Origin of the sequence: Pseudomonas brassicacearum (genome assembly GCF_000585995.1) — a bacterium.
In the GTDB taxonomy this organism is placed as follows: domain Bacteria; phylum Pseudomonadota; class Gammaproteobacteria; order Pseudomonadales; family Pseudomonadaceae; genus Aquipseudomonas; species Aquipseudomonas brassicacearum_A.
This window is the reverse complement of record NZ_CP007410.1, coordinates 4830367-4850281: the sequence shown is the minus strand read 5'-3', so window position 1 is coordinate 4850281 and position 19915 is coordinate 4830367. Positions and strand designations below refer to the sequence as shown.

General features: G+C 60.5%; 20 protein-coding genes. 18 read left to right on the top strand and 2 right to left on the bottom strand.

What is annotated here, in order from left to right; translation table 11 throughout:
- Positions 1–190 precede the first annotated feature (190 nt).
- Positions 191–3400: a ribonuclease E gene (gene rne, locus CD58_RS20590; protein ID WP_025214865.1), complete on the bottom strand. Its 3210-nt coding sequence runs from the start codon at positions 3398–3400 to the stop codon at positions 191–193.
- A 699-nt stretch (positions 3401–4099) separates the two neighbouring features.
- Here rne and rluC point away from each other — a divergent pair.
- From rluC to CD58_RS20575, 3 genes are read left to right on the top strand one after another with little or no spacing between them, the layout of a single operon-like run.
- Positions 4100–5056 carry a 23S rRNA pseudouridine(955/2504/2580) synthase RluC gene (gene rluC / locus CD58_RS20585; protein ID WP_025214864.1) on the top strand — a complete coding sequence of 319 codons (957 nt, stop codon included), beginning with the start codon at positions 4100–4102 and terminating at the stop codon, positions 5054–5056.
- Complete coding sequence (locus CD58_RS20580; protein ID WP_025214863.1) at positions 5046–5708, top strand: HAD-IA family hydrolase; 663 nt, start codon at positions 5046–5048, stop codon at positions 5706–5708. The genes rluC and CD58_RS20580 overlap by 11 nt, the downstream gene beginning before the upstream one ends.
- Before the next feature lie 20 nt (positions 5709–5728).
- Positions 5729–6718, top strand: a complete 990-nt coding sequence (locus CD58_RS20575) for a S49 family peptidase (protein WP_025214862.1) — start codon at positions 5729–5731, stop codon at positions 6716–6718.
- Between the two features lie 147 nt (positions 6719–6865).
- Here CD58_RS20575 and CD58_RS20570 read toward each other — a convergent pair whose 3' ends face one another.
- The gene (locus tag CD58_RS20570) at positions 6866–7444 is read right to left on the bottom strand and encodes a Maf family protein (RefSeq protein ID WP_025214861.1); all 579 of its coding nucleotides are present in this window, start codon (positions 7442–7444) and stop codon (positions 6866–6868) included.
- Between the two features lie 105 nt (positions 7445–7549).
- Here CD58_RS20570 and CD58_RS20565 point away from each other — a divergent pair, with 105 nt between their 5' ends.
- The 15 genes from CD58_RS20565 (at position 7550) to CD58_RS20495 (ending at position 19833) form a co-directional block, all read left to right on the top strand.
- On the top strand, positions 7550–8077 hold the full coding sequence (locus CD58_RS20565; protein WP_003227058.1) for a YceD family protein: 528 nt from the start codon (positions 7550–7552) through the stop codon (positions 8075–8077).
- Between the two features lie 13 nt (positions 8078–8090).
- The gene (gene rpmF / locus CD58_RS20560; RefSeq protein WP_003179396.1) at positions 8091–8273 is read left to right on the top strand and encodes a 50S ribosomal protein L32; all 183 of its coding nucleotides are present in this window, start codon (positions 8091–8093) and stop codon (positions 8271–8273) included.
- A gap of 3 nt (positions 8274–8276) precedes the next feature.
- Complete coding sequence (plsX, locus tag CD58_RS20555; protein WP_080712593.1) at positions 8277–9287, top strand: phosphate acyltransferase PlsX; 1011 nt, start codon at positions 8277–8279, stop codon at positions 9285–9287.
- 124 nt (positions 9288–9411) lie between these two features.
- Positions 9412–10350, top strand: coding sequence for an ACP S-malonyltransferase (fabD, locus tag CD58_RS20550; RefSeq protein ID WP_025214859.1), 939 nt, complete (start codon positions 9412–9414; stop codon positions 10348–10350).
- Between the two features lie 15 nt (positions 10351–10365).
- Complete coding sequence (gene fabG / locus CD58_RS20545; RefSeq protein ID WP_025214858.1) at positions 10366–11109, top strand: 3-oxoacyl-ACP reductase FabG; 744 nt, start codon at positions 10366–10368, stop codon at positions 11107–11109.
- Positions 11110–11300: 191 nt separating this feature from the next.
- Positions 11301–11537, top strand: coding sequence for an acyl carrier protein (gene acpP, locus CD58_RS20540; protein WP_003175607.1), 237 nt, complete (start codon positions 11301–11303; stop codon positions 11535–11537).
- Between the two features lie 108 nt (positions 11538–11645).
- Positions 11646–12890, top strand: coding sequence for a beta-ketoacyl-ACP synthase II (gene fabF / locus CD58_RS20535; RefSeq protein ID WP_025214857.1), 1245 nt, complete (start codon positions 11646–11648; stop codon positions 12888–12890).
- Positions 12890–13705, top strand: coding sequence for an aminodeoxychorismate lyase (pabC, locus tag CD58_RS20530; RefSeq protein WP_025214856.1), 816 nt, complete (start codon positions 12890–12892; stop codon positions 13703–13705). The genes fabF and pabC overlap by 1 nt, the downstream gene beginning before the upstream one ends.
- A gap of 3 nt (positions 13706–13708) precedes the next feature.
- Positions 13709–14869, top strand: coding sequence for an endolytic transglycosylase MltG (gene mltG, locus CD58_RS20525; protein ID WP_025214855.1), 1161 nt, complete (start codon positions 13709–13711; stop codon positions 14867–14869).
- A gap of 19 nt (positions 14870–14888) precedes the next feature.
- Positions 14889–15521: a dTMP kinase gene (gene tmk / locus CD58_RS20520; protein ID WP_025214854.1), complete on the top strand. Its 633-nt coding sequence runs from the start codon at positions 14889–14891 to the stop codon at positions 15519–15521.
- The gene (locus tag CD58_RS20515; RefSeq protein WP_025214853.1) at positions 15514–16500 is read left to right on the top strand and encodes a DNA polymerase III subunit delta'; all 987 of its coding nucleotides are present in this window, start codon (positions 15514–15516) and stop codon (positions 16498–16500) included. Before tmk ends, CD58_RS20515 begins: the two co-directional genes overlap by 8 nt.
- Positions 16501–16542: 42 nt before the next feature.
- Entirely contained in the window at positions 16543–16899 is a 357-nt protein-coding gene (locus CD58_RS20510) for a PilZ domain-containing protein (RefSeq protein ID WP_025214852.1), read from the top strand.
- Between the two features lie 11 nt (positions 16900–16910).
- A complete protein-coding gene (locus CD58_RS20505) occupies positions 16911–17705 on the top strand; it encodes a TatD family hydrolase (RefSeq protein WP_025214851.1) in 795 nt (264 codons plus the stop codon).
- Between the two features lie 384 nt (positions 17706–18089).
- On the top strand, positions 18090–18728 hold the full coding sequence (locus CD58_RS20500) for a TetR/AcrR family transcriptional regulator (protein ID WP_003204240.1): 639 nt from the start codon (positions 18090–18092) through the stop codon (positions 18726–18728).
- Positions 18729–18864: 136 nt separating this feature from the next.
- The gene (locus CD58_RS20495; RefSeq protein ID WP_025214850.1) at positions 18865–19833 is read left to right on the top strand and encodes a GTP 3',8-cyclase MoaA; all 969 of its coding nucleotides are present in this window, start codon (positions 18865–18867) and stop codon (positions 19831–19833) included.
- Positions 19834–19915 lie beyond the last annotated feature (82 nt).

The following is a 19915-nucleotide window of genomic DNA, read 5'->3' as shown; positions in this document are numbered from 1 at the left end:
TCGCGAAAGCGGTCTGACTTCAGCATTGATGCAAACTGACCCGGCGCTATCGCGAGCAAGCTCGCTCCCACATTGGATTTTCAGTGGCATAAGTCTTGTGTCTGGTCCCAGTCCCGCTGTGGATAAGTCTGAAGGCATAAAAAAGCCCCGCCTGGGGTTACCAGGCGGGGCTTTTCATTGGGCGATGGAATCAGGCGTGAGGTTTAGGCTCGTGCGCTTTTTCCAGGGCTTCAGTGTGACGCGGCGCGATTTCTTCAGCAGTGTGCTGAGGTTCGTCGAACGTCGGAGCCGACTCAACCGGGGTTTCGGCGACCGGGGCAGGGGCTGCCTCGGCGACTTCTTCCACGACTGGAGTTGGCTCGGCAACAGGCGCATGAGCGGCGGCAGCGGCAGCTTGTTCGGCTTCCTTCTGCAGACGCTCGGCTTCACGCTTACGACGGCGCACTTCGCGCGGATCGTTCGGCGCACGGCCGTTCGCGGTCAGGGCGCTGGCAGGTGCAGGCTCTTCCACCGGGACCGGTGCTTCGACAACCACAGGGGCTTCGACCACTGGAGCCGGCTCGACCACTTCGGGTTCGACCGCTTTCACCGGTTCTGGTGTCGGCTCTGGCTCGACAACGGACGCCGGTGCGACGGGCTCCGCGGTCCAGTTGAACGCAGTTTGCTCTTCACGGGCAGGCTCCGGTGCTTTTTCCTCGGCCGGTGTCTCGAAGGCCGCTTCGACGACAGGCTCAGCGGCAACCATTGGTTGCTCGATGACCGGTGCCGGCTCGACGGCGGCTTCGGCTCCAGGCTGGGTTTCGCGAGCCGGGGCGAGTTCCACTTCTGGCGACGCGGTGGCGTCTACCGGGGTAGTGGCTTCGACCACGGGGGCTTCAACCGGCGCGTTTTCCACCGCAGCGGTAGCACGCTCCGCCTGCTCATTCGCCTCGGCTTCGGCAGGGGCGCTGATGTTGCTGCTGGCAACTGCCGCAGTCACGGCCAGGCCCGCAGCCAAGTCCGCAGCGCTTGGTGCTTCAGCGTTCTCGGCGGATTCGGATTCTTCCGAACCTTCGATCACGTTGCCATTGGCGTCACGCTGACGCTCACGACGGTTGCTGCGACGACGCTGACCACGGGAGCGGCGGCGTGGACGATCACCTTCGGCGTTGTCCTGACCATCTTCCAGCAGTTGCTCTTCGGTATTCAGCACTTCTTCTTCGCTGGCAGCGGCGGCTGCCTGCTCAGCGCGTGGCTGACGCTCTTCACGTGGCGGACGCGGTGCGCGCTCTTCACGAGGTTGGCGGGCCGGACGCTCTTCAGTGGTGGCGGCGGCAACGGCCGGAGCGGCATCCAGAGGCTCGCGCAGTTCGCGAACACGTTCTTCACGCTCGCCACGTGGCTTGCGATCTTCACGAGGGGCGCGTGGTTGACGCTCTTCACGCGGCGGACGCGGTGCGCGTTCTTCGCGGGCTACGGCTGCTGGGGCTTCCTCACGGGCTTCGCGAGGCTGGCGTTCTTCACGCGGCTCACGTGGTGCGCGTTCTTCACGCGGTGCACGTTCTTCGCGGGGCTTGCGCTCTTCATCGCGGCGACCGTTACGGTTGCGGGTCTGTTGGCGACCGTTGCGGCGCTCCTCGTTGCGGGCAGGACGCTCGGTAGCGGCTGGCTTGGCGACAACGGCTGGCGCTGCAGGCTCTTCCTTGGTGGCGAACAGGCTGACCAGGGACTTCACCAGGCCTTTGAACAGGCTTGGTTCTGGTGCGGCGGCCGGGGCGGCAACCGGAGCGGCCACTTCGGTCGGGACCGGAGCGTTGGCGCGGGCCGGGGCAGTCTTGACCGCTGCTTCCTGACGAACCAGGGTGCGGGTGGCGGCGGCAGCTGGCTGGACTTCTTCCACTTCGGCAGCGGCTGCGGCGATCTCGTAGCTGGACTGGTTGGTGTGGGCTTCCGGGCTGTCATCGCGCAGGCGCTGCACTTCGAAGTGCGGCGTCTCGAGGTGGTCGTTCGGCAGGATGACGATACGGGCCCGGGTGCGCAGCTCGATCTTGGTGATCGAGTTGCGTTTTTCGTTGAGCAGGAACGCGGCCACCGGGATCGGCACTTGCGCGCGAACTTCGGCGGTGCGGTCTTTCAGGGCTTCTTCTTCGATCAGGCGCAGGATCGCCAGGGACAACGACTCGACGTCACGAATGATGCCGGTGCCATTGCAACGCGGGCAGACGATGCCGCTGCTTTCGCCCAGGGACGGACGCAGGCGCTGACGGGACATTTCCAGCAGGCCGAAGCGCGAGATGCGGCCGACCTGTACGCGAGCGCGGTCGGCTTCCAGGCATTCGCGGACTTTTTCTTCCACGGCGCGCTGGTTCTTGGCCGGGGTCATGTCGATGAAGTCGATGACGATCAGGCCGCCGATGTCACGCAGGCGCAACTGACGGGCGATTTCTTCGGCCGCTTCAAGGTTGGTCTGCAGGGCGGTTTCTTCGATGTCGCTGCCTTTGGTGGCGCGCGCCGAGTTGATGTCGATGGACACCAGGGCTTCGGTCGGATCGATGACGATGGAGCCGCCGGACGGCAGTTCGACGACGCGCTGGAAGGCGGTCTCGATCTGGCTTTCGATCTGGAAACGGTTGAACAGCGGAACGCTGTCTTCGTAGAGCTTGATCTTGCTGGCGTACTGCGGCATCACCTGGCGAATGAAGGTCAGGGCTTCGTCCTGGGCTTCGACGCTGTCGATCAGCACTTCGCCGATGTCCTGGCGCAGGTAATCGCGGATGGCGCGGATGATCACGTTGCTTTCCTGGTAGATCAGGAACGGCGCGGAGCGATCCAGCGAGGCTTCTTTGATGGCGGTCCACAGTTGCAGCAGGTAGTCGAGGTCCCACTGCATTTCTTCGCTGCTGCGGCCAAGGCCGGCCGTGCGAACGATCAGGCCCATGTCGGCCGGTGCAACCAGGCCGTTCAGGGCTTCACGCAGTTCGTTGCGCTCTTCGCCTTCGATGCGGCGGGAGATGCCGCCGGCACGCGGGTTGTTCGGCATCAGGACCAGGTAACGACCGGCCAGGCTGATGAAGGTGGTCAGGGCTGCACCCTTGTTGCCACGTTCTTCTTTTTCGACCTGGACGATGACTTCCTGGCCTTCGCTCAGGACGTCCTTGATGTTGACGCGGCCTTCAGGGGCTTTCTTGAAGTACTCGCGGGAGATTTCTTTGAGGGGCAGGAAGCCGTGGCGCTCGGAGCCGAAATCGACAAAGGCAGCCTCAAGGCTCGGTTCGATGCGAGTAATCCGGCCTTTATAGATGTTGGCCTTCTTCTGCTCGCGTGCACCGGATTCGATATCCAGGTCGTAGAGGCGCTGGCCGTCTACCAGTGCAACACGCAACTCTTCGGGTTGAGTTGCGTTAATCAGCATTCTTTTCATGTAGTACCGTCGGTTTCCGGGCTGCCGGAAACGGCGTTCGGCACACACGACTTCTCACGGTCGGTGTCAGGTGCGTCATGGAAGTGGCGGGGCCATTCCAGTGTCCAGCGAGTTCGACCCAATGATGGCGAAGTCGCGACGGACGCGTCCTGCTTGCTGGCTATTCAAGCACTCAGTCAGGAGGAGGAATCAACCGGCGCCTGTGGACGAGATGAAGCGTCTAAATATAAGCCTAGTGCTACACAGTCCGACGGTTGTACATCTCCACCCTACACGTATCCCTGATAATCGGGTGCTGCCGCGCGCAGAATCCGCAGCGGGTTGGCATTTACCGTGAGCTCCGGAAGGGGAGGTCACGCATCATGGCTAATTTAGGCGTTGTTTCCGAAGCTCTCGCTCGGGTTCGTTCGTAGCTGACTGCACTTTGTGAACTGGCCGTGAATATGGCGCGCAAAGCGAGTCAAAACTCTGCTTTGCCGCGTATTTCAGGCCTCATGTCACCTGCGCTCGTTACACCTGCAAACTCTACCGTTACGTAGCGAAAGCCCCGTAGGACGGCCTCTCGTCCTCGTGAATTGCGTTGGTCAGGGCCGGTTTTTGGCCGTTAGTCCGCTGTCCAGCCACTTTTGGCGGCGTTCGCGACTATAGCAGCAATGATTAAGTGCTTCAATTCCATAAAAAATTGTTATGATCGCCGCCATGACAACTACTGCCCCTTCGACCCCTGGCGTTCAACTGCTCGAGGTCTCGCCGGAATATGCCGGCCAACGAATCGATAATTTCCTGCTAGCCCGGCTCAAAGGCGTGCCCAAGACCTTGATTTACCGCATTTTGCGTAAAGGCGAAGTGCGGGTGAACAAGGGCCGGATCAAGCCCGAATACAAGCTCCAGGCCGGCGATATCGTGCGCGTGCCGCCGGTTCGCGTGCCCGAGCGCGATGAGCCTGTGCCCCTGGCCCAAGGTCTGTTGCAGCGCCTGGAAGCTTCGATCGTCTTTGAAGACAAAGCCCTGATCGTGATCAACAAGCCCGCGGGCATTGCGGTTCATGGCGGCAGCGGCCTCAATTTCGGCGTAATCGAAGCCTTTCGTCAGTTGCGTCCCGATGCCAAGGAATTGGAGCTGGTCCATCGCCTGGACCGCGACACCTCCGGCCTGCTGATGATCGCCAAGAAGCGCAGCATGTTGCGCCACTTGCACGAGCAACTGCGCGGCGACGGCGTCGACAAGCGCTACATGGCGCTGGTGCGGGGGCGTTGGGATACGTCCATCAAGCAAGTCCGCGCGCCGTTGCTCAAGAGTAATCTGCGTTCCGGCGAGCGCATGGTGGAAGTCAATGAGGAGGGCAAGGAGGCGCTGACGATCTTCAAGGTGCTACGCCGCTTCGGCGACTTCGCCACCCTGGTCGAGGCCAAGCCGGTGACGGGGCGTACTCACCAGATCCGTGTCCATACCCTGCATGCCGGGCATTGCATCGCCGGCGACAGCAAATACGGCGATGACGATTTCACCAAGGAAATCCGCGATCTGGGCGGCAAGCGCCTGTTTCTCCATGCCTATATGCTCACCGTGCCGCTGCCCGATGGCGGTGAGTTGAAATTGCAGGCTCCGGTGGATGACATGTGGGCCAAGACCGTGGAGCGGTTGAGTGCATCCTGATTACAAACTGCTGATCTTCGATTGGGACGGCACTCTGGCCAATTCCATCGGTCGTATCGTGGAGTCGATGCATGTCGCGTCGGATCGTACGGGTTTTGCCCGGCGTGATGACTTTGCAGTAAAGGGCATCATCGGCCTGGGTCTGCCAGAAGCGATTCGCAGCCTGTATCCGGAGATTGGCGATGATGAGTTGGTGGTTTTTCGCCAGCATTACGCCGATCACTACATCGCGCTGGAGGCTGAGCCTTCGCCGTTGTTCGAGGGTGTGGCCAACACCCTCGATGCCTTGCGCGCTGAGGGTTATCACTTGGCTGTTGCGACTGGCAAGGCCCGTCGTGGGCTGGATCGGGTCTTGAAATCCCATGGTTGGGACGATTACTTCGATATCACCCGTGCAGCGGATGAAACCGCCAGCAAGCCGCATCCATTGATGCTTGAGCAGATACTGGCTCATTGCGAGATGCGACCGGAACAGGCGTTGATGGTGGGGGATTCGTCGTTCGATCTGCAAATGGCCCGCAATGCCGGCATGGGCTCGGTGGCTGTCAGCTATGGCGCACAATCCATCGAGGCGCTACGGGCATTCGAGCCGCGGCTGGCAATCGACCATTTTCCTGAATTGCACGCCTGGCTGAGCCAGCGCGCCGATTAAAGTCTGTTGAGGATGCATGTATGACCGATGAATGGAAGGCACCGGCCAAAGCGAGCGCTGACAACGGTGACGATAAAAGCTGGAAGTTGCTGGAAAAGACCCTGCTGGCTGGGGTGGAAGAGCAGCGTCGTGCGCGCCGCTGGGGGATCTTCTTCAAGTGCCTGGTCTTCATCTATCTGTTTTTCGGCTTGGCGATGATCTTCCAGGCCGTTGATATGAAAAAGGTTTCTGGAGGTGGTTCGGCCTATACGGCTGTCATCGACATCGAGGGCATGATTGCCGACAAGGAAACCGCTAGCGCTGACAACATCATCGGTAGCTTGCGGGCTGCGTTCGAAGATTCGAAGGTCAAAGGGGTGGTGCTGCGCATCAATAGTCCGGGCGGCAGTCCGGTGCAGGCGGGTTACGTCTATGACGAAATCGTTCGCTTGCGTGCGGCGCATCCGGATATCAAGCTCTACGCGGTCATCTCTGATCTCGGTGCCTCCGGTGCCTATTACATTGCCAGTGCGGCAGATCAGATCTATGCCGACAAGGCCAGCCTGGTCGGTTCCATTGGTGTGACCGCCGCGGGTTATGGCTTCGTCGAGACGCTGGACAAGCTCGGAGTGGAGCGCAGGGTCTACACCGCTGGCGAACACAAATCCTTCCTTGATCCATTCCAGCCGAAAAAACCTGAGGAAACGGTGTTCTGGCAAGGTGTGCTCGATACCACCCACAAGCAGTTCATCGCCAGCGTCAAGAAAGGCCGGGGTGAGCGGCTGAAAGACAAAGAGCATCCGGAGTTGTTCTCCGGGTTGGTCTGGTCGGGGGAGCAGGCATTGCCGCTGGGCTTGATCGACGGCTTGGGCAGCGCCAGTTCGGTGGCTCGGGACGTGATTGGCGAGAAGGAGTTGGTGGATTTCACCATCGAAGAGTCGCCGATTGACCGCTTCTCGAAAAAACTGGGGGCCAGCATCGCCGAGCATCTGGCGATGTGGATGGGGTTCCAGGGGCCGGCGTTGCGCTGATTGCCAGCGCTGCTTTGAAATATCGCGCCGATCCCTGTGGCGAGGGAGCTTGCTCCCGCTGGGCTGCGCAGCAGGCCCGTTTGTTACGGTCGCTTCGCAACCGAGCGGGAGCAAGCTCCCTCGCCAACAGGTATGCAGGCCCAGGCTTCAGGGGATTTGCACGCCCTCGGCCAGCAGCATATCCACAAGACGAATCAACGGCAGCCCGACCAGGCTGGTGGCGTCCGGGCCTTCGGTGCTCTGGAACAGGCTGACGCCAAGCCCCTCGGCCTTGAAGCTGCCGGCGCAGTCATAGGGCTGCTCGGCCCGCAGGTAACGTTCAATGCGCTCTGGATCCAGTGCGCGCATGTTCACGGTAAACGCAACGCAATCGACCTGGCAGGTGCCGGTCTGGCTGTTGAGCAGCGCCAGGCCTGTCAGGAAGGTGACCTTGGCGCCGCTGGCGGCCAGCAGTTGTTCGCGGGCATTCTCGAAGGTATGAGGCTTGCCCAGGATGCGCTCGCCGAGCACGGCCACCTGGTCCGAGCCGATGATCAGGTGCGCCGGGTGACTGCCTTTCAGCGTCAGGGCTTTTTCCCGGGCCAGGCGTTTTACCAGGTCGAGGGCGGGTTCGCCGGGGCGATGGCTTTCGTCGATGTCCGGGGAGCTGCAGACGAACGGTAGCCTCAGGCGGGCGAGCAATTCCCGGCGATAGACGGAGCTTGAGGCGAGTAATAAAGGCAGCATGGGTGTCTCCAAAAGGCAGGGCCGAATTCTAGCGAGGCGCGCAAGTAACGGACAGGGCTGAATTTCCTTTGACATGGCCGGGTGCATCCCTATAATGCTGCGCCTATGTTGAATGACCCGATTCCACCTCACGTTGACCCGCGCAAATTGGCTGACCGTGGCACCACCCTTCAAGGTGAACTGCTGCTGGCCGATTTGAAGAGACTCTGCGACCCGCTTTCCGACGATGTCGGTAAGGTCCAGGCCAAATTCGTTTTTGAACGAGATGAACGTAAATCTGTGGTAATCCACAGCTTTATCGACACTGAAGTCAAAATGGTTTGCCAGCGTTGTCTTGAGCTGGTCACCCTGCCGATCCACAGCGAATGCAGTTACGCCGTGGTGAAGGAGGGTGCGAATACCCAGTCGTTGCCGAAAGGTTATGACGTGCTGGAACTGGGCGAAGATCCATTGGATCTGCAGTCACTGATCGAGGAGGAGCTTCTGCTCGCCTTGCCCATTGTGCCTGCTCATCATCCGGAAGAATGCCAGCAGCCGGCGGGAGCAGATGAGCCCGAACCGAGCGAGGACGAGGTAACGCGGTCCAACCCGTTCAGTGTATTGGCGCAGTTAAAGCGTGACCCAAACGTTTAGGAGTTAATCAATTATGGCTGTTCAGCAGAACAAAAAATCCCGCTCTGCCCGTGACATGCGCCGTTCGCACGACGCGCTCGAGGCTAGCACCCTGTCCGTAGAAAAAACCACCGGTGAAGTTCACCTGCGTCACCACGTATCGCCAGAAGGCGTATACCGTGGTCGCAAAGTGATCGACAAGGGCGCTGACGAGTAATCCTTGTCTGCTCAAGTCATCGCGATTGACGCAATGGGCGGGGACTTCGGTCCCCGCAGCATTGTTCAGGCCAGTCTTGCTTGTCTGAATGCTACGCCCTCGCTGCACCTGACCCTTGTCGGTCAACCCTCCCTTCTTGAAGAAATGCTCAGCGGCCAATCGGCTGTGGATCGCTCGCGCCTGGCCATTGCGCCGGCGTCCGAAGTCATCACCATGGACGAAAAACCGGCCCAGGCCTTGCGCGGCAAACCTGACGCCTCAATGCGGGTGGCTCTCGAGCTGCTGCGTGACGGCAAGGTTCAGGCGTGTGTCAGTGCGGGCAATACCGGCGCGCTGATGGCGTTGTCGCGCTATGTGCTCAAGACGTTGCCGGGGATCGACCGACCCGCGATGGTCGCGGCGATTCCGACCCAGCGGGGTTTTTGCCAGTTGCTCGACCTGGGCGCCAACGTCGATTGCAGCGCCGAGCATCTGTTGCAGTTCGCGGTGATGGGCTCGGTGGCGGCTGAAACCCTGGGCATCGTGCGCCCTCGCGTGGCGCTGCTGAACATCGGCACCGAAGACATCAAGGGCAACCAGCAGGTCAAGCTGGCCGCCACGTTGCTGCAGCGTGCGCGGGGTATCAACTACATCGGCTTCGTCGAGGGGGATGGCGTGTACCGCGGCGAGGCGGATGTGGTGGTGTGTGATGGCTTCGTCGGCAATATTCTACTCAAGTCCAGCGAGGGCCTGGCGACCATGATTGGCCAGCGCATCGAGACCCTGTTCAAGCAAAGCCTGGCCTCGCGTGTGGTGGGGGCCCTGGCGCTGCCGTTGATGCGTCGGTTGCAAGCGGACCTGGCGCCGGCGCGGCACAACGGTGCGAGTTTCCTCGGATTGCAGGGGATTGTGATCAAGAGCCACGGTTCGGCGGGCGTGCTGGGGTTTCAAAGCGCGATTAACCGGGCGGTGATTGAAATCCAGGAAAACCTGCCTGAGCGCCTTCATGGTCGCCTCGAAGATTTGTTAACTTAGGCGTTTTCGTCCGACAATGCTTAAATGTGACCGGTCGGTTCAACCCACCATCCAACTGTCAGTTTCCTAGCGCCCCCCCGGGGCGTCAATTTTTGACGACAAGATCATTAGGGGCTTTGTTTTCATGTCTGCTTCCCTCGCATTCGTCTTTCCAGGACAGGGCTCGCAGTCCCTCGGCATGCTGGCCGAGCTGGGCGCGCAATACCCGTTGGTCCTCGAAACATTCAAAGAAGCTTCCGATGCGCTCGGCTACGACCTGTGGGCACTGACCCAGCAGGGGCCGGAAGAACAGCTCAATCAAACCGATAAAACCCAACCGGCCATCCTGACCGCCTCTATTGCGCTCTGGCGTCTATGGTTGGCCGAAGGCGGTGCGCGTCCGGCGTTCGTTGCTGGGCATAGCCTGGGCGAATACAGCGCCCTCGTGGCGGCCGGCAGCCTGAGCCTGGGCGATGCGGTGAAGCTGGTGGAGCGTCGTGGCCAGTTGATGCAGGAGGCCGTTCCGGCCGGGCAGGGCGGCATGGCCGCGATCCTCGGTCTGGACGATGCCGATGTACTGGCCGCCTGTGCCGAAGCAGCGCAAGGCGATGTGGTCAGTGCGGTGAACTTCAACTCGCCGGGCCAGGTAGTGATTGCCGGTGCCAAGGCGGCTGTCGAGCGCGCCATCGAAGGTTGCAAGGCTCGTGGCGCCAAGCGCGCGATGCCGCTGCCGGTCAGCGTGCCGTCGCACTGCGAGCTGATGCGCCCGGCTGCCGAGCGTTTTGCCGAGTCCATCGCCGCCATCGATTGGCAAGCGCCACAGATTCCCGTGGTACAGAACGTCAGCGCCAACGTGGCGCCGGATCTCGAGACCCTCAAGCGCGATCTGTTGGAACAACTCTACAAGCCGGTTCGCTGGGTCGAATCGGTGCAGGCCCTGGCGACCAGGGGCGCGACCGAATTGGTCGAGTGCGGCCCTGGTAAAGTGCTGGCCGGTCTGAACAAACGTTGCGCCGAAGGCGTGTCGACTTCCAATCTCAATACCCCAGATGCTTTCGCTGCCACCCGTGCAGCGCAGGCCTGAACAGGAGAAGCTTGCATGAGTCTGCAAGGTAAAGTTGCACTGGTGACCGGTGCAAGCCGTGGCATCGGCCAGGCCATTGCCCTGGAACTGGGTCGCCAAGGCGCCATCGTCGTGGGTACCGCGACTTCCGCTTCGGGCGCCGAGCGCATCGCCGCGACCCTCAAGGAAAACGACATTCAAGGCACCGGCCTTGAGCTGAATGTCACCAGCGACGAATCCGTCGCGGCGGTGTTGGCAAGCATCCAAGAGCAGTTCGGCGCGCCGGCGATCCTGGTCAATAATGCCGGTATCACCCGCGATAATCTGATGATGCGCATGAAAGATGACGAATGGTTCGATGTGATCGACACTAACCTGAACAGCCTTTACCGGCTGTCCAAGGGCGTTCTGCGTGGCATGACCAAGGCGCGTTGGGGCCGAATTATCAGTATCGGCTCGGTTGTGGGTGCCATGGGCAACGCAGGCCAAGTAAACTATGCTGCGGCAAAAGCCGGTCTGGAAGGTTTCAGCCGTGCACTGGCCCGTGAAGTGGGTTCGCGCTCGATTACGGTAAACTCGGTAGCCCCGGGTTTTATCGACACCGACATGACCCGTGAACTGCCAGAAGCACAGCGTGAAGCGTTGTTGACACAAATTCCGCTGGGTCGTCTGGGGCAAGCTCAAGAAATCGCGTCTGTGGTCGCTTTTCTTGCGTCGGACGGTGCGGCATACGTGACTGGGGCTACAATCCCGGTAAACGGCGGGATGTACATGAGTTAAATGTGACGGATTGCTTCAAAAAAATGTCATACGAGCTGTCTAAAATCCGTTATAAAGCTGCAATCAATTTATAGACGGCGGGCCGCGGGGTCTGAGGAGTGAAGCTTTCGGTTGAAAAACCGAAAAGTTCTTCTATACACTTACCCACCGGCCAGCTGCCTGAATTTGTCCATTAGGAGTGAAAACAAGGTATGAGCACCATCGAAGAGCGCGTCAAGAAAATCGTTGCCGAGCAACTGGGCGTCAAAGAAGAAGAAGTTGTGAACACCGCTTCCTTCGTTGAGGACCTGGGTGCCGACTCCCTTGACACCGTTGAGCTGGTGATGGCTCTGGAAGAGGAATTCGAGACCGAAATCCCTGACGAAGAAGCTGAGAAGATCACTACTGTACAAGCTGCTATCGACTACGTTACCAGCCACCAGGCGTAATTGTTTTTAGTCGTCGCTAGCTGTCATGGAAAAACCGCACTGCCATCACGGCGTGCGGTTTTTTCTTTAGGCCTGATGCAAAGTCGTCATTAGAAAAAGGAGAGTGCTGTGTCGCGTAGACGCGTCGTAGTCACCGGTATGGGTATGTTGTCGCCACTGGGCACGGATGTGCCGAGCAGCTGGCAGGGCATTCTGGCTGGCCGCAGTGGCATTGGTCTGATCGAACACACCGACCTTTCTGCCTATTCCACCCGTTTTGGCGGCTCGGTAAAGGGTTTCAATGTCGAGGAATACCTGTCGGTCAAGGAAGCCCGCAAACTTGACCTGTTCATTCAATACGGCCTGGCAGCCGGTTTCCAGGCGGTGCGTAACGCCGGTCTGGAAGTCACCGACGCCAACCGTGAACGCATCGGCGTGGCCATGGGATCGGGTATTGGTGGTTTGACCAATATCGAAGAAACCAGCCGCACGCTGCACGAATCGGGGCCGCGACGGATTTCTCCGTTCTTCGTGCCGGGCTCGATCATCAATATGATTTCCGGTTTCCTGTCCATCCATCTGGGTGCCCAGGGACCTAACTACGCCATCGCCACGGCGTGCACCACCGGTACCCACTGCATCGGCATGGCCGCGCGCAACATCATGTACGACGAAGCCGACGTGATGATTGCTGGTGGCGCCGAAATGGCGGCTTGCGGCCTGGGCATGGGTGGTTTCGGTGCGTCCCGTGCGCTGTCGACCCGCAACGACGAACCAGCCCGCGCGAGCCGGCCGTGGGACAAGGGCCGCGACGGTTTCGTGCTGTCCGACGGTGCCGGTGCGCTGGTGCTCGAGGAGCTGGAGCACGCCAAGGCCCGCGGCGCGACCATCTATGCCGAACTGATCGGCTTTGGTACCAGCGGCGACGCGTACCACATGACGTCGCCACCGGCCGATGGCGCCGGCGCTGCTCGTTGCATTGCCAATGCCTTGCGCGACGCGAAAATCAACGGCGAGCAGGTGCAGTACATCAACGCCCATGGTACTTCTACCCCGGCTGGAGACCTGGCTGAAGCCCAGGCGATCAAGACGGTGTTTGGCGAGCACGCTTATAAACTGGCGGTCAGCTCGACCAAGTCCATGACCGGTCACCTGCTGGGCGCCGCCGGTGCGGTGGAGGCGATCTTCAGCGTGTTGGCGATCAACAGCCAGGTGGCGCCGCCGACCATCAACCTCGATGAACCGGATGAAGGCTGCGACCTGGACTTCGTAGCGCACACGGCCCGGAGCATGGACATCGATGTGGTGTTGTCCAACTCCTTCGGTTTCGGTGGGACCAACGGCTCGCTGGTGTTCCGCCGGTTCGCTGGTTGATGGAAAGCTGGGTCGACGGTCAGCCGGCCGACGTTCTGTCGCTGAAAGATCGCGGCCTGGCTTACGGCGACGGGCTGTTCGAAACCATCGCGGTGCGCGATGGCAAGCCCATGTTGCTGGAGCGTCATCTGCAACGCCTGGGGCTGGGTTGCCAGCGATTGGCGCTCAAGGTTGACATGACCGAGTTGAGCATCGAGCTGAACGCCTATGCGCAACGCCTGAGTGAAGGGGTGTTGAAGCTGATCGTGACGCGTGGCGACAGCTTGCGCGGTTATGCCGCCGATCCCTCTGCAAAGGGGCGCAGGATCCTGCAAGGGAGCTCGCCGCCCGCTTATCCCGCTGCGCATGCCGAACGAGGCGTACATCTGTTTCCTTGCGCCGTACGCTTGTCCGAGCAGCCCTTGCTCGCCGGCCTCAAGCACCTCAATCGCCTGGAACAAGTGCTGGCGCGCGCCGAATGGACCGATGCCCAATACGCCGAAGGCTTGATGCTGGACACGTCTGGGCGGGTGATCGAAGGCGTCTTCAGCAACCTGTTCCTGGTGCGCGATGGCGTATTGTTCACCGCGGATCTGAGTCGTTGCGGCGTGGCCGGCGTGATGCGCGCAGAGTTATTGTTTCAAGCCGAGTCTCAAGGCATCGCCACGCAAATCACCGACATTCGCCTCGAACAGCTGCACCAGGCTGACGAAGTCTTTGTCTGCAACAGTGTTTATGGCGTGTGGCCAGTGCAGGCATGTGGTTCGATGCGCTGGTCGGTTGGGCCGCTCACCCGTAAACTGCAGACCCTTGCCCGCGCGCTATTGGATGTTTGATTCGTGAGACGTAAATTCTTGCTGCTGCTGGAAACCGGACTGGTACTGGCAGGGCTGTTGTTGGGCGCTTCGGCCTGGAAGATCCATTCGGCGTTGCAACAGCCGCTGAACATCACCCAGGAAGAAATGCTGGACGTACCCAACGGTACCACCCCGACTGGTACCCTCAAGCGCCTCGAATCCGACGGCCTGATCAAGGACGCTTTCTGGCTGCGGGTCTATTGGCGCTTCAATCTCGCTGACCAGCCGTTGCACTCCGGTGAATATCGGATGGTGCCGGGCATGACGATGGAGAACCTGATCGGTGTCTGGAAGCGTGGTGAAGTGGTGCAGTACAGCGTGACGCTGGTGGAAGGTTGGAATTTCCGTCAGGTTCGTGCGGCGCTGGCCAAGGATGAAAAGCTCCAGAAGACACTCACCGGGCTGAGCGACAGCCAGGTGATGGAACGTCTTGGCCATTCCGGGGTATTTCCCGAAGGGCGGTTCTTCCCGGACACCTATCGCTTTGTGCGCGGTACGTCGGATGCCGATCTGCTGAAAAAAGCCTATGACCGGCTGGAAGACGTGCTTGCCAAGGAGTGGGCACAGCGTGCCGCCGATGTGCCTTACACCCAGCCTTATCAAGCCTTGATCATGGCGTCCCTGGTGGAAAAGGAAACCGGCGTGCCCCAGGAGCGCGGGCAGATTGCCGGCGTATTCGTGCGCCGCATGCGCTTGGGCATGCTGCTGCAAACCGACCCCACGGTGATCTACGGCCTGGGCGAGCGCTACACCGGCAAACTTACTCGCGCCCATTTGAAAGAAGAAAACCCGTACAACACCTATTTGATTCCGGGGCTGCCGCCGACGCCGATTGCGATGGTGGGGCGCGAGGCGATTCATGCCGCGTTGAACCCGGCGGAGGGCAACAGCCTCTACTTTGTCGCCCGCGGTGATGGCAGCCATGTGTTCTCCGATGATCTGGAGTCGCACAACAACGCGGTGCGCGAATTCCAGCTCAAGCGCCGCGCCGATTACCGCTCCAGCCCGACCCCGGCCACGCCGGACGAGCAGGTGCCGATTCCCGCCGCTTCGCCTGATACCGCGCCCGAAGCCATGCCCCCGATACCTGCACAGCAACCTGCCCCCGAACCGAGTGCCAGCGAGCCGCCGAGCCCGCAATGACTTTGATTAAGGATCGCCCGTGACTGGCTTGTTTATTACGCTGGAAGGCCCCGAAGGCGCCGGCAAGAGTACCAACCGCGAATACCTGGCCGAACGCCTGCGGGCTGCCGGCATCGAGGTACTGCTGACCCGTGAACCCGGCGGTACGCCGTTGGCCGAGCGGATTCGCGAGGTGTTGTTGGCCCCGATCGAAGAAGTCATGAACCCCGACACCGAGCTGTTGCTGGTGTTCGCTGCCCGGGCGCAGCACTTGGCCGAGGTGATTCGCCCGGCGTTGGCCCGTGGCGCGGTGGTGCTCTGCGACCGTTTTACCGATTCGACCTACGCCTATCAGGGCGGCGGCCGAGGCTTGTCCCTGGAGCGCATTGCCGCGCTGGAAACCTTCGTCCAGGGCGACCTGCGGCCGGACCTGACCCTGGTATTCGATCTGCCGGTGGAAATCGGCTTGGCCCGCGCCAGTGCGCGAGGCCGGCTGGATCGCTTTGAACTGGAAGGCCAGGTTTTTTTCAACGCGGTGCGCAATGCCTTCCTGAGTCGCGCCAAGGCCGATCCGGCTCGTTACCTGTTGATCGATGCCGCGCAACCGTTGACGCAGGTCCAGCAGTCCTTGGACGGCCTGCTGCCACGTTTGCTGGAGCGTGCCCGTGGCTGAAGCCTATCCCTGGCAGGACGGCCTCTGGCAACAGCTCGCCGGGCGTGCCCAGCATGCCCATGCCTATTTGCTGCACGGCCCGGTGGGCATTGGCAAGCGGGCGTTGGCTGAGCGTCTGATGGCCAGCCTGTTATGCCAGCACCCGGGCGCCTCTAACGCCTGCGGCGAGTGCAAATCCTGCCTGCTGCTCAAGGCTGGCAGCCATCCCGACAACTATGTGCTGGAACCGGAGGAAGCGGACAAGGCGATCAAGGTCGATCAGGTTCGTGATCTGGTCAGTTTCGTGGTCCAGACTGCGCAGATGGGTGGGCGCAAAGTGGTGTTGATCGAGCCGGTCGAGTCGATGAACATCAACGCCGCCAACGCCTTGCTCAAGAGCCTCGAAGAACCGTCTGGCGACACCGTGCTGTTGCTGGTCAGCCACCAGCCGAGCCGCTTGCTGCCGACGATCAAGAGCCGCTGCGTACAGCAGGCCTGTCCGCTGCCAAGCGAGGCGGCGAGCCTGCAGTGGCTGGCCCAGGCCTTGCCTGACAGCAGCGATGAAGAACGCGTCGAATTGCTGACCCTGGCCGCCGGTTCGCCCTTGGCGGCCGTCAGTCTTCGGGCCCAGGGCGTATTGGAGCAGCGGGCGTTGGTGGTGGACGGAGTGAAAAAACTGCTCAAGCAGCAGCAATCCCCCACGCAACTGGCTGAAGGTTGGAATGCCATCCCGCTGCTATTGCTGTTTGACTGGTTCTGCGACTGGTCGAGCCTGATCCTGCGCTACCAGCTCACCGAGGACGAGGCCGGCCTGGGGTTGGCGGACATGCGCAAGGTGATCCAATACCTGGCGCAAAAAAGCAGCCAGGACAAAATCTTGAACATTCAGGACTGGATTCTTGCCCAACGTCAGAAGGTGCTGGGTAAGGCAAACCTCAATCGGGTGTTGTTGCTCGAGGCTCTGTTGGTGCAGTGGGCGAGTTTGCCTGGTCGAAACTGACAGACACGGCCTAGACTCAGCTCAATCGCAGCGGAGATCAGCATGAACGAATCTGTCAGCCCCGGGCCACGCAACGGCATCCTGTCCCTGACCATCAAGGATAAGTCGGTGCTTTACGCCGCCTACATGCCCTTCATCAAAAATGGTGGCCTGTTCATTCCCACAAACAAGAATTATCGCTTGGGCGACGAGGTGTTCATGCTGTTGAGCCTGATGGATGAACCGGAGAAGATCCCGGTCGCCGGCAAGGTGATCTGGATGACCCCCAAAGGCGCTCAGGGCAATCGGGCCGCTGGCGTAGGCGTGCAGTTCAATGAAGGCGACAGTTCGGCCCGTAATCAGATCGAAACCCACTTGGCCGGAACCCTGAAGTCCGACCGTCCCACCCATACGATGTAGCCCAGCCCTCTATGCTTGTAGATTCCCATTGCCACCTTGACCGCCTCGACCTTGCTGCCCATGACGGCTCCCTGGATGCCGCACTGGACGCCGCCCGCCAACGAGGCGTCGGCCACTTCCTGTGCATTGGTGTCAGCGCCGACAACGCTGCTGATGTCAAGGCGCTGGCTGAACGCTATGAAGATGTCGATTGTTCGGTCGGTATCCATCCGCTGGATGTGCAGCCCGATGCCGCGCCGGCCCTGGACTGGCTGCTGCGTGAGCTCGACCACCCGCGGGTGGTGGCCATTGGCGAGACCGGTCTGGACTATCACTACGAACCAGAAGCCGCCGAGGTCCAGCAAGCCTCGTTCCGACTGCACCTGGAGGCTGCGCAACAGACCGGTAAACCGGTGATCATCCACACCCGTGGCGCCCGGGCCGACACCCTGGCCTTGCTGCGTGACGCGGCGCTGCCCCAGGCCGGGGTGCTGCATTGCTTCACCGAAGACTGGGACATGGCCAAGGCTGCGCTGGACATGGGTTACTACATTTCCTTGTCTGGAATTGTCACGTTCCGCAACGCTGACGCCCTGCGCGACGTCGCCAGTAAAGTGCCGGCGGATCGCTTGCTGGTGGAGACCGACTCACCGTACCTGGCGCCGATTCCGTATCGTGGCAAGCCGAACCTTCCGCAATACGTACGAGAAGTGGCGGAGTTTCTGGCGATGTTGCGCGGCGAGTCCTACGAGCGGTTCGCTGAGCAGACGACGAAAAATTTTAAGCAATTGTTTCCGCTGGCTCACGTTCGTCCGGCGCAAGCCTGAATTTCATGCAAAAAAAACCCGGGTTCTGGGGGGTGAATCCGGGTTAAGACCATTAGGAGTAAAACAAAGGCACGCGGTCCGTTGGTACCTTTATCAGCGCGTCACTTGGGGGAGATGTCGCGCTGACAGTTCAAGTATTGATCAGTATCCCAACGCGTCCAGTCGGGCCGAGGCGGTTTTTAAACATATTTGGAATACGCTCGCTTCGGATAAGTTCTCACTGTCGCCAAAGCTCGCCGGGGCGGCGTGTCGGGGCGAAAAGAGCGGCTCCGGGCGTGCACGGTTTTAGGAAGAACTGTGGTCGAGAACGGATGATCCGTGCATTTTTACGTAAGTTAGGCATAATACCGGGCTTCGAATTTTGACCCTTCAGACCTTTTTCTTATGCACAAAGAACCCCGTAAGGTCCGTGAGTTTCGTCGCCGCGAGCAGGAAATTCTCGACACCGCGCTCAAGTTGTTCCTCGATCAGGGTGAAGACAGTGTCACCGTCGAGATGATTGCGGATGCCGTGGGTATCGGCAAAGGCACGATTTATAAACATTTCAAATCCAAGGCAGAGATCTATCTGCGCCTGATGCTCGATTACGAGCGCGATTTGAACGAGCTGCTGCATTCGGCTGACGTGGACAAGGACAAGGAGGCCCTGTCCCGGGCCTACTTCGAGTTCCGCATGCGCGACCCGCAGCGTTACCGCTTGTTCGATCGCCTGGAAGAGAAGGTGGTCAAGGGCAACCAGGTGCCGGAGATGGTCGAGGAGCTGCACAAGATCCGCGCCTCGAACTTCGAACGCCTCACGCTACTGATCAAGGGCCGGATCAGCGAAGGCAAGCTCGAAGACGTGCCGCCTTATTTCCATTACTGCGCCGCCTGGGCGTTGGTGCACGGCGCGGTGGCGCTGTATCACTCGCCGTTCTGGAGCAATGTGCTGGAAGACCAGGAAGGCTTCTTCCAGTTCCTGATGGACATTGGCGTGCGCATGGGCAACAAGCGCAAGCGCGATACCGACGTTCCTAGCAGCTGACATTCAGATGCCTTATTGCGCCATGTCCGCTTACATGGCGCAGTGCCCCAGGAATATACTCAGGCTTGGGCCTTGCGCATACTTGATTTCTAGGTCAAGTTTCGGGAGTCCGATTCTTCTTTCGCCGGAGTGATCCATGATCGTTGACCGTCAAGGCAGGCGCTTTCGCAATTTGCGGATCAGCCTGACTTCCGCCTGCAATTACGCTTGTACCTACTGCGTGCCCAACGGCAAGCGGCTGGTGGCTGCGCAGGATGAACTGTCGGCCGAGGCGATGGCGCGGGGTGTGGCCTATCTGATCGAGGCCGCTGGAATCGAGCGGTTGCGTATCACCGGCGGCGAGCCCCTGGTCAGCCCCAAGCTTGAAAGCTTCATGATGGCGGTGGGGCAGATGGGGCTGGAAGACATCAGCCTGACCACCAACGGTCAATTGCTGGCGAAAAAACTGCCCTTGCTGGTGGATGCCGGCATCCGCCGCATCAATGTTTCCCTCGATACCTTGGATCCCGACGCGTTTCGCAGCATCGCCCGCGGCGGTGATTTGGCGACGGTGCTCGACGGTATGGATCAGGCCCGGGCGGCGGGCCTGAAGATCAAGGTCAACATGGTGCCGTTGCGCGGGCAAAACCTGGATCAGGTGATGCCCTTGCTCGAATACTGCATGGAACGCGGCTATGAACTGCGTTTTATCGAGTTGATGCGCATGGGCCACTTGGCCAGCGATTCCAACGCATTTTTGCAGCAGTTTGTCAGTCTCCAACAGTTGTTGAGTCTGATCGGCGATCAGTACGAATACCTGCAGGCCGATGCCCCGGTGGATGCCACGGCGGTGCGCTATGAGATCCCGGGACAGGGCTATTTCGGCGTGATCGCCAATGAAAGCGTGCCTTTCTGCCGTACCTGCTCGCGGCTGCGGCTGTCCTCTACGGGGTGGTTGCATGGCTGCCTGTCGTCCAGCAATCGTCACTTTGTCGGTGATCTCCTGGACAAACCGCGGCATCAGGCATTGCCGGCGCTTCAGCGGTTGCTGGTAAAAGCCTTGGGGGATAAGCAGGAAGTGGCGTTCTCTGGCGGTGCGACCATCATGAAGATCATCGGCGGCTGACCGGCCTTTGTGGCGAGGGAGCTTGCTCCCGCTCGGCTGCGCAGCAGTCGTAAGCCTTTGCAAAGCCAAGCGGGGGCCGCTT

What these genes read in the sequence shown, in the direction of transcription:
- rpmF (WP_003179396.1), top strand. Translation starts at nt 8,091, where the DNA reads ATGGCTGTTCAGCAGAACAAAAAATCCCGCTCTGCCCGTGACATGCGC.
- CD58_RS20495 (WP_025214850.1), top strand. Translation starts at nt 18,865, where the DNA reads ATGATCGTTGACCGTCAAGGCAGGCGCTTTCGCAATTTGCGGATCAGC.
- CD58_RS20565 (WP_003227058.1), top strand. Translation starts at nt 7,550, where the DNA reads ATGTTGAATGACCCGATTCCACCTCACGTTGACCCGCGCAAATTGGCT.
- rluC (WP_025214864.1), top strand. Translation starts at nt 4,100, where the DNA reads ATGACAACTACTGCCCCTTCGACCCCTGGCGTTCAACTGCTCGAGGTC.
- fabD (WP_025214859.1), top strand. Translation starts at nt 9,412, where the DNA reads ATGTCTGCTTCCCTCGCATTCGTCTTTCCAGGACAGGGCTCGCAGTCC.
- CD58_RS20575 (WP_025214862.1), top strand. Translation starts at nt 5,729, where the DNA reads ATGACCGATGAATGGAAGGCACCGGCCAAAGCGAGCGCTGACAACGGT.
- acpP (WP_003175607.1), top strand. Translation starts at nt 11,301, where the DNA reads ATGAGCACCATCGAAGAGCGCGTCAAGAAAATCGTTGCCGAGCAACTG.
- fabG (WP_025214858.1), top strand. Translation starts at nt 10,366, where the DNA reads ATGAGTCTGCAAGGTAAAGTTGCACTGGTGACCGGTGCAAGCCGTGGC.
- rne (WP_025214865.1), bottom strand. Translation starts at nt 3,400, where the DNA reads ATGAAAAGAATGCTGATTAACGCAACTCAACCCGAAGAGTTGCGTGTT.
- CD58_RS20505 (WP_025214851.1), top strand. Translation starts at nt 16,911, where the DNA reads ATGCTTGTAGATTCCCATTGCCACCTTGACCGCCTCGACCTTGCTGCC.
- CD58_RS20510 (WP_025214852.1), top strand. Translation starts at nt 16,543, where the DNA reads ATGAACGAATCTGTCAGCCCCGGGCCACGCAACGGCATCCTGTCCCTG.
- CD58_RS20500 (WP_003204240.1), top strand. Translation starts at nt 18,090, where the DNA reads ATGCACAAAGAACCCCGTAAGGTCCGTGAGTTTCGTCGCCGCGAGCAG.
- pabC (WP_025214856.1), top strand. Translation starts at nt 12,890, where the DNA reads ATGGAAAGCTGGGTCGACGGTCAGCCGGCCGACGTTCTGTCGCTGAAA.
- CD58_RS20570 (WP_025214861.1), bottom strand. Translation starts at nt 7,444, where the DNA reads ATGCTGCCTTTATTACTCGCCTCAAGCTCCGTCTATCGCCGGGAATTG.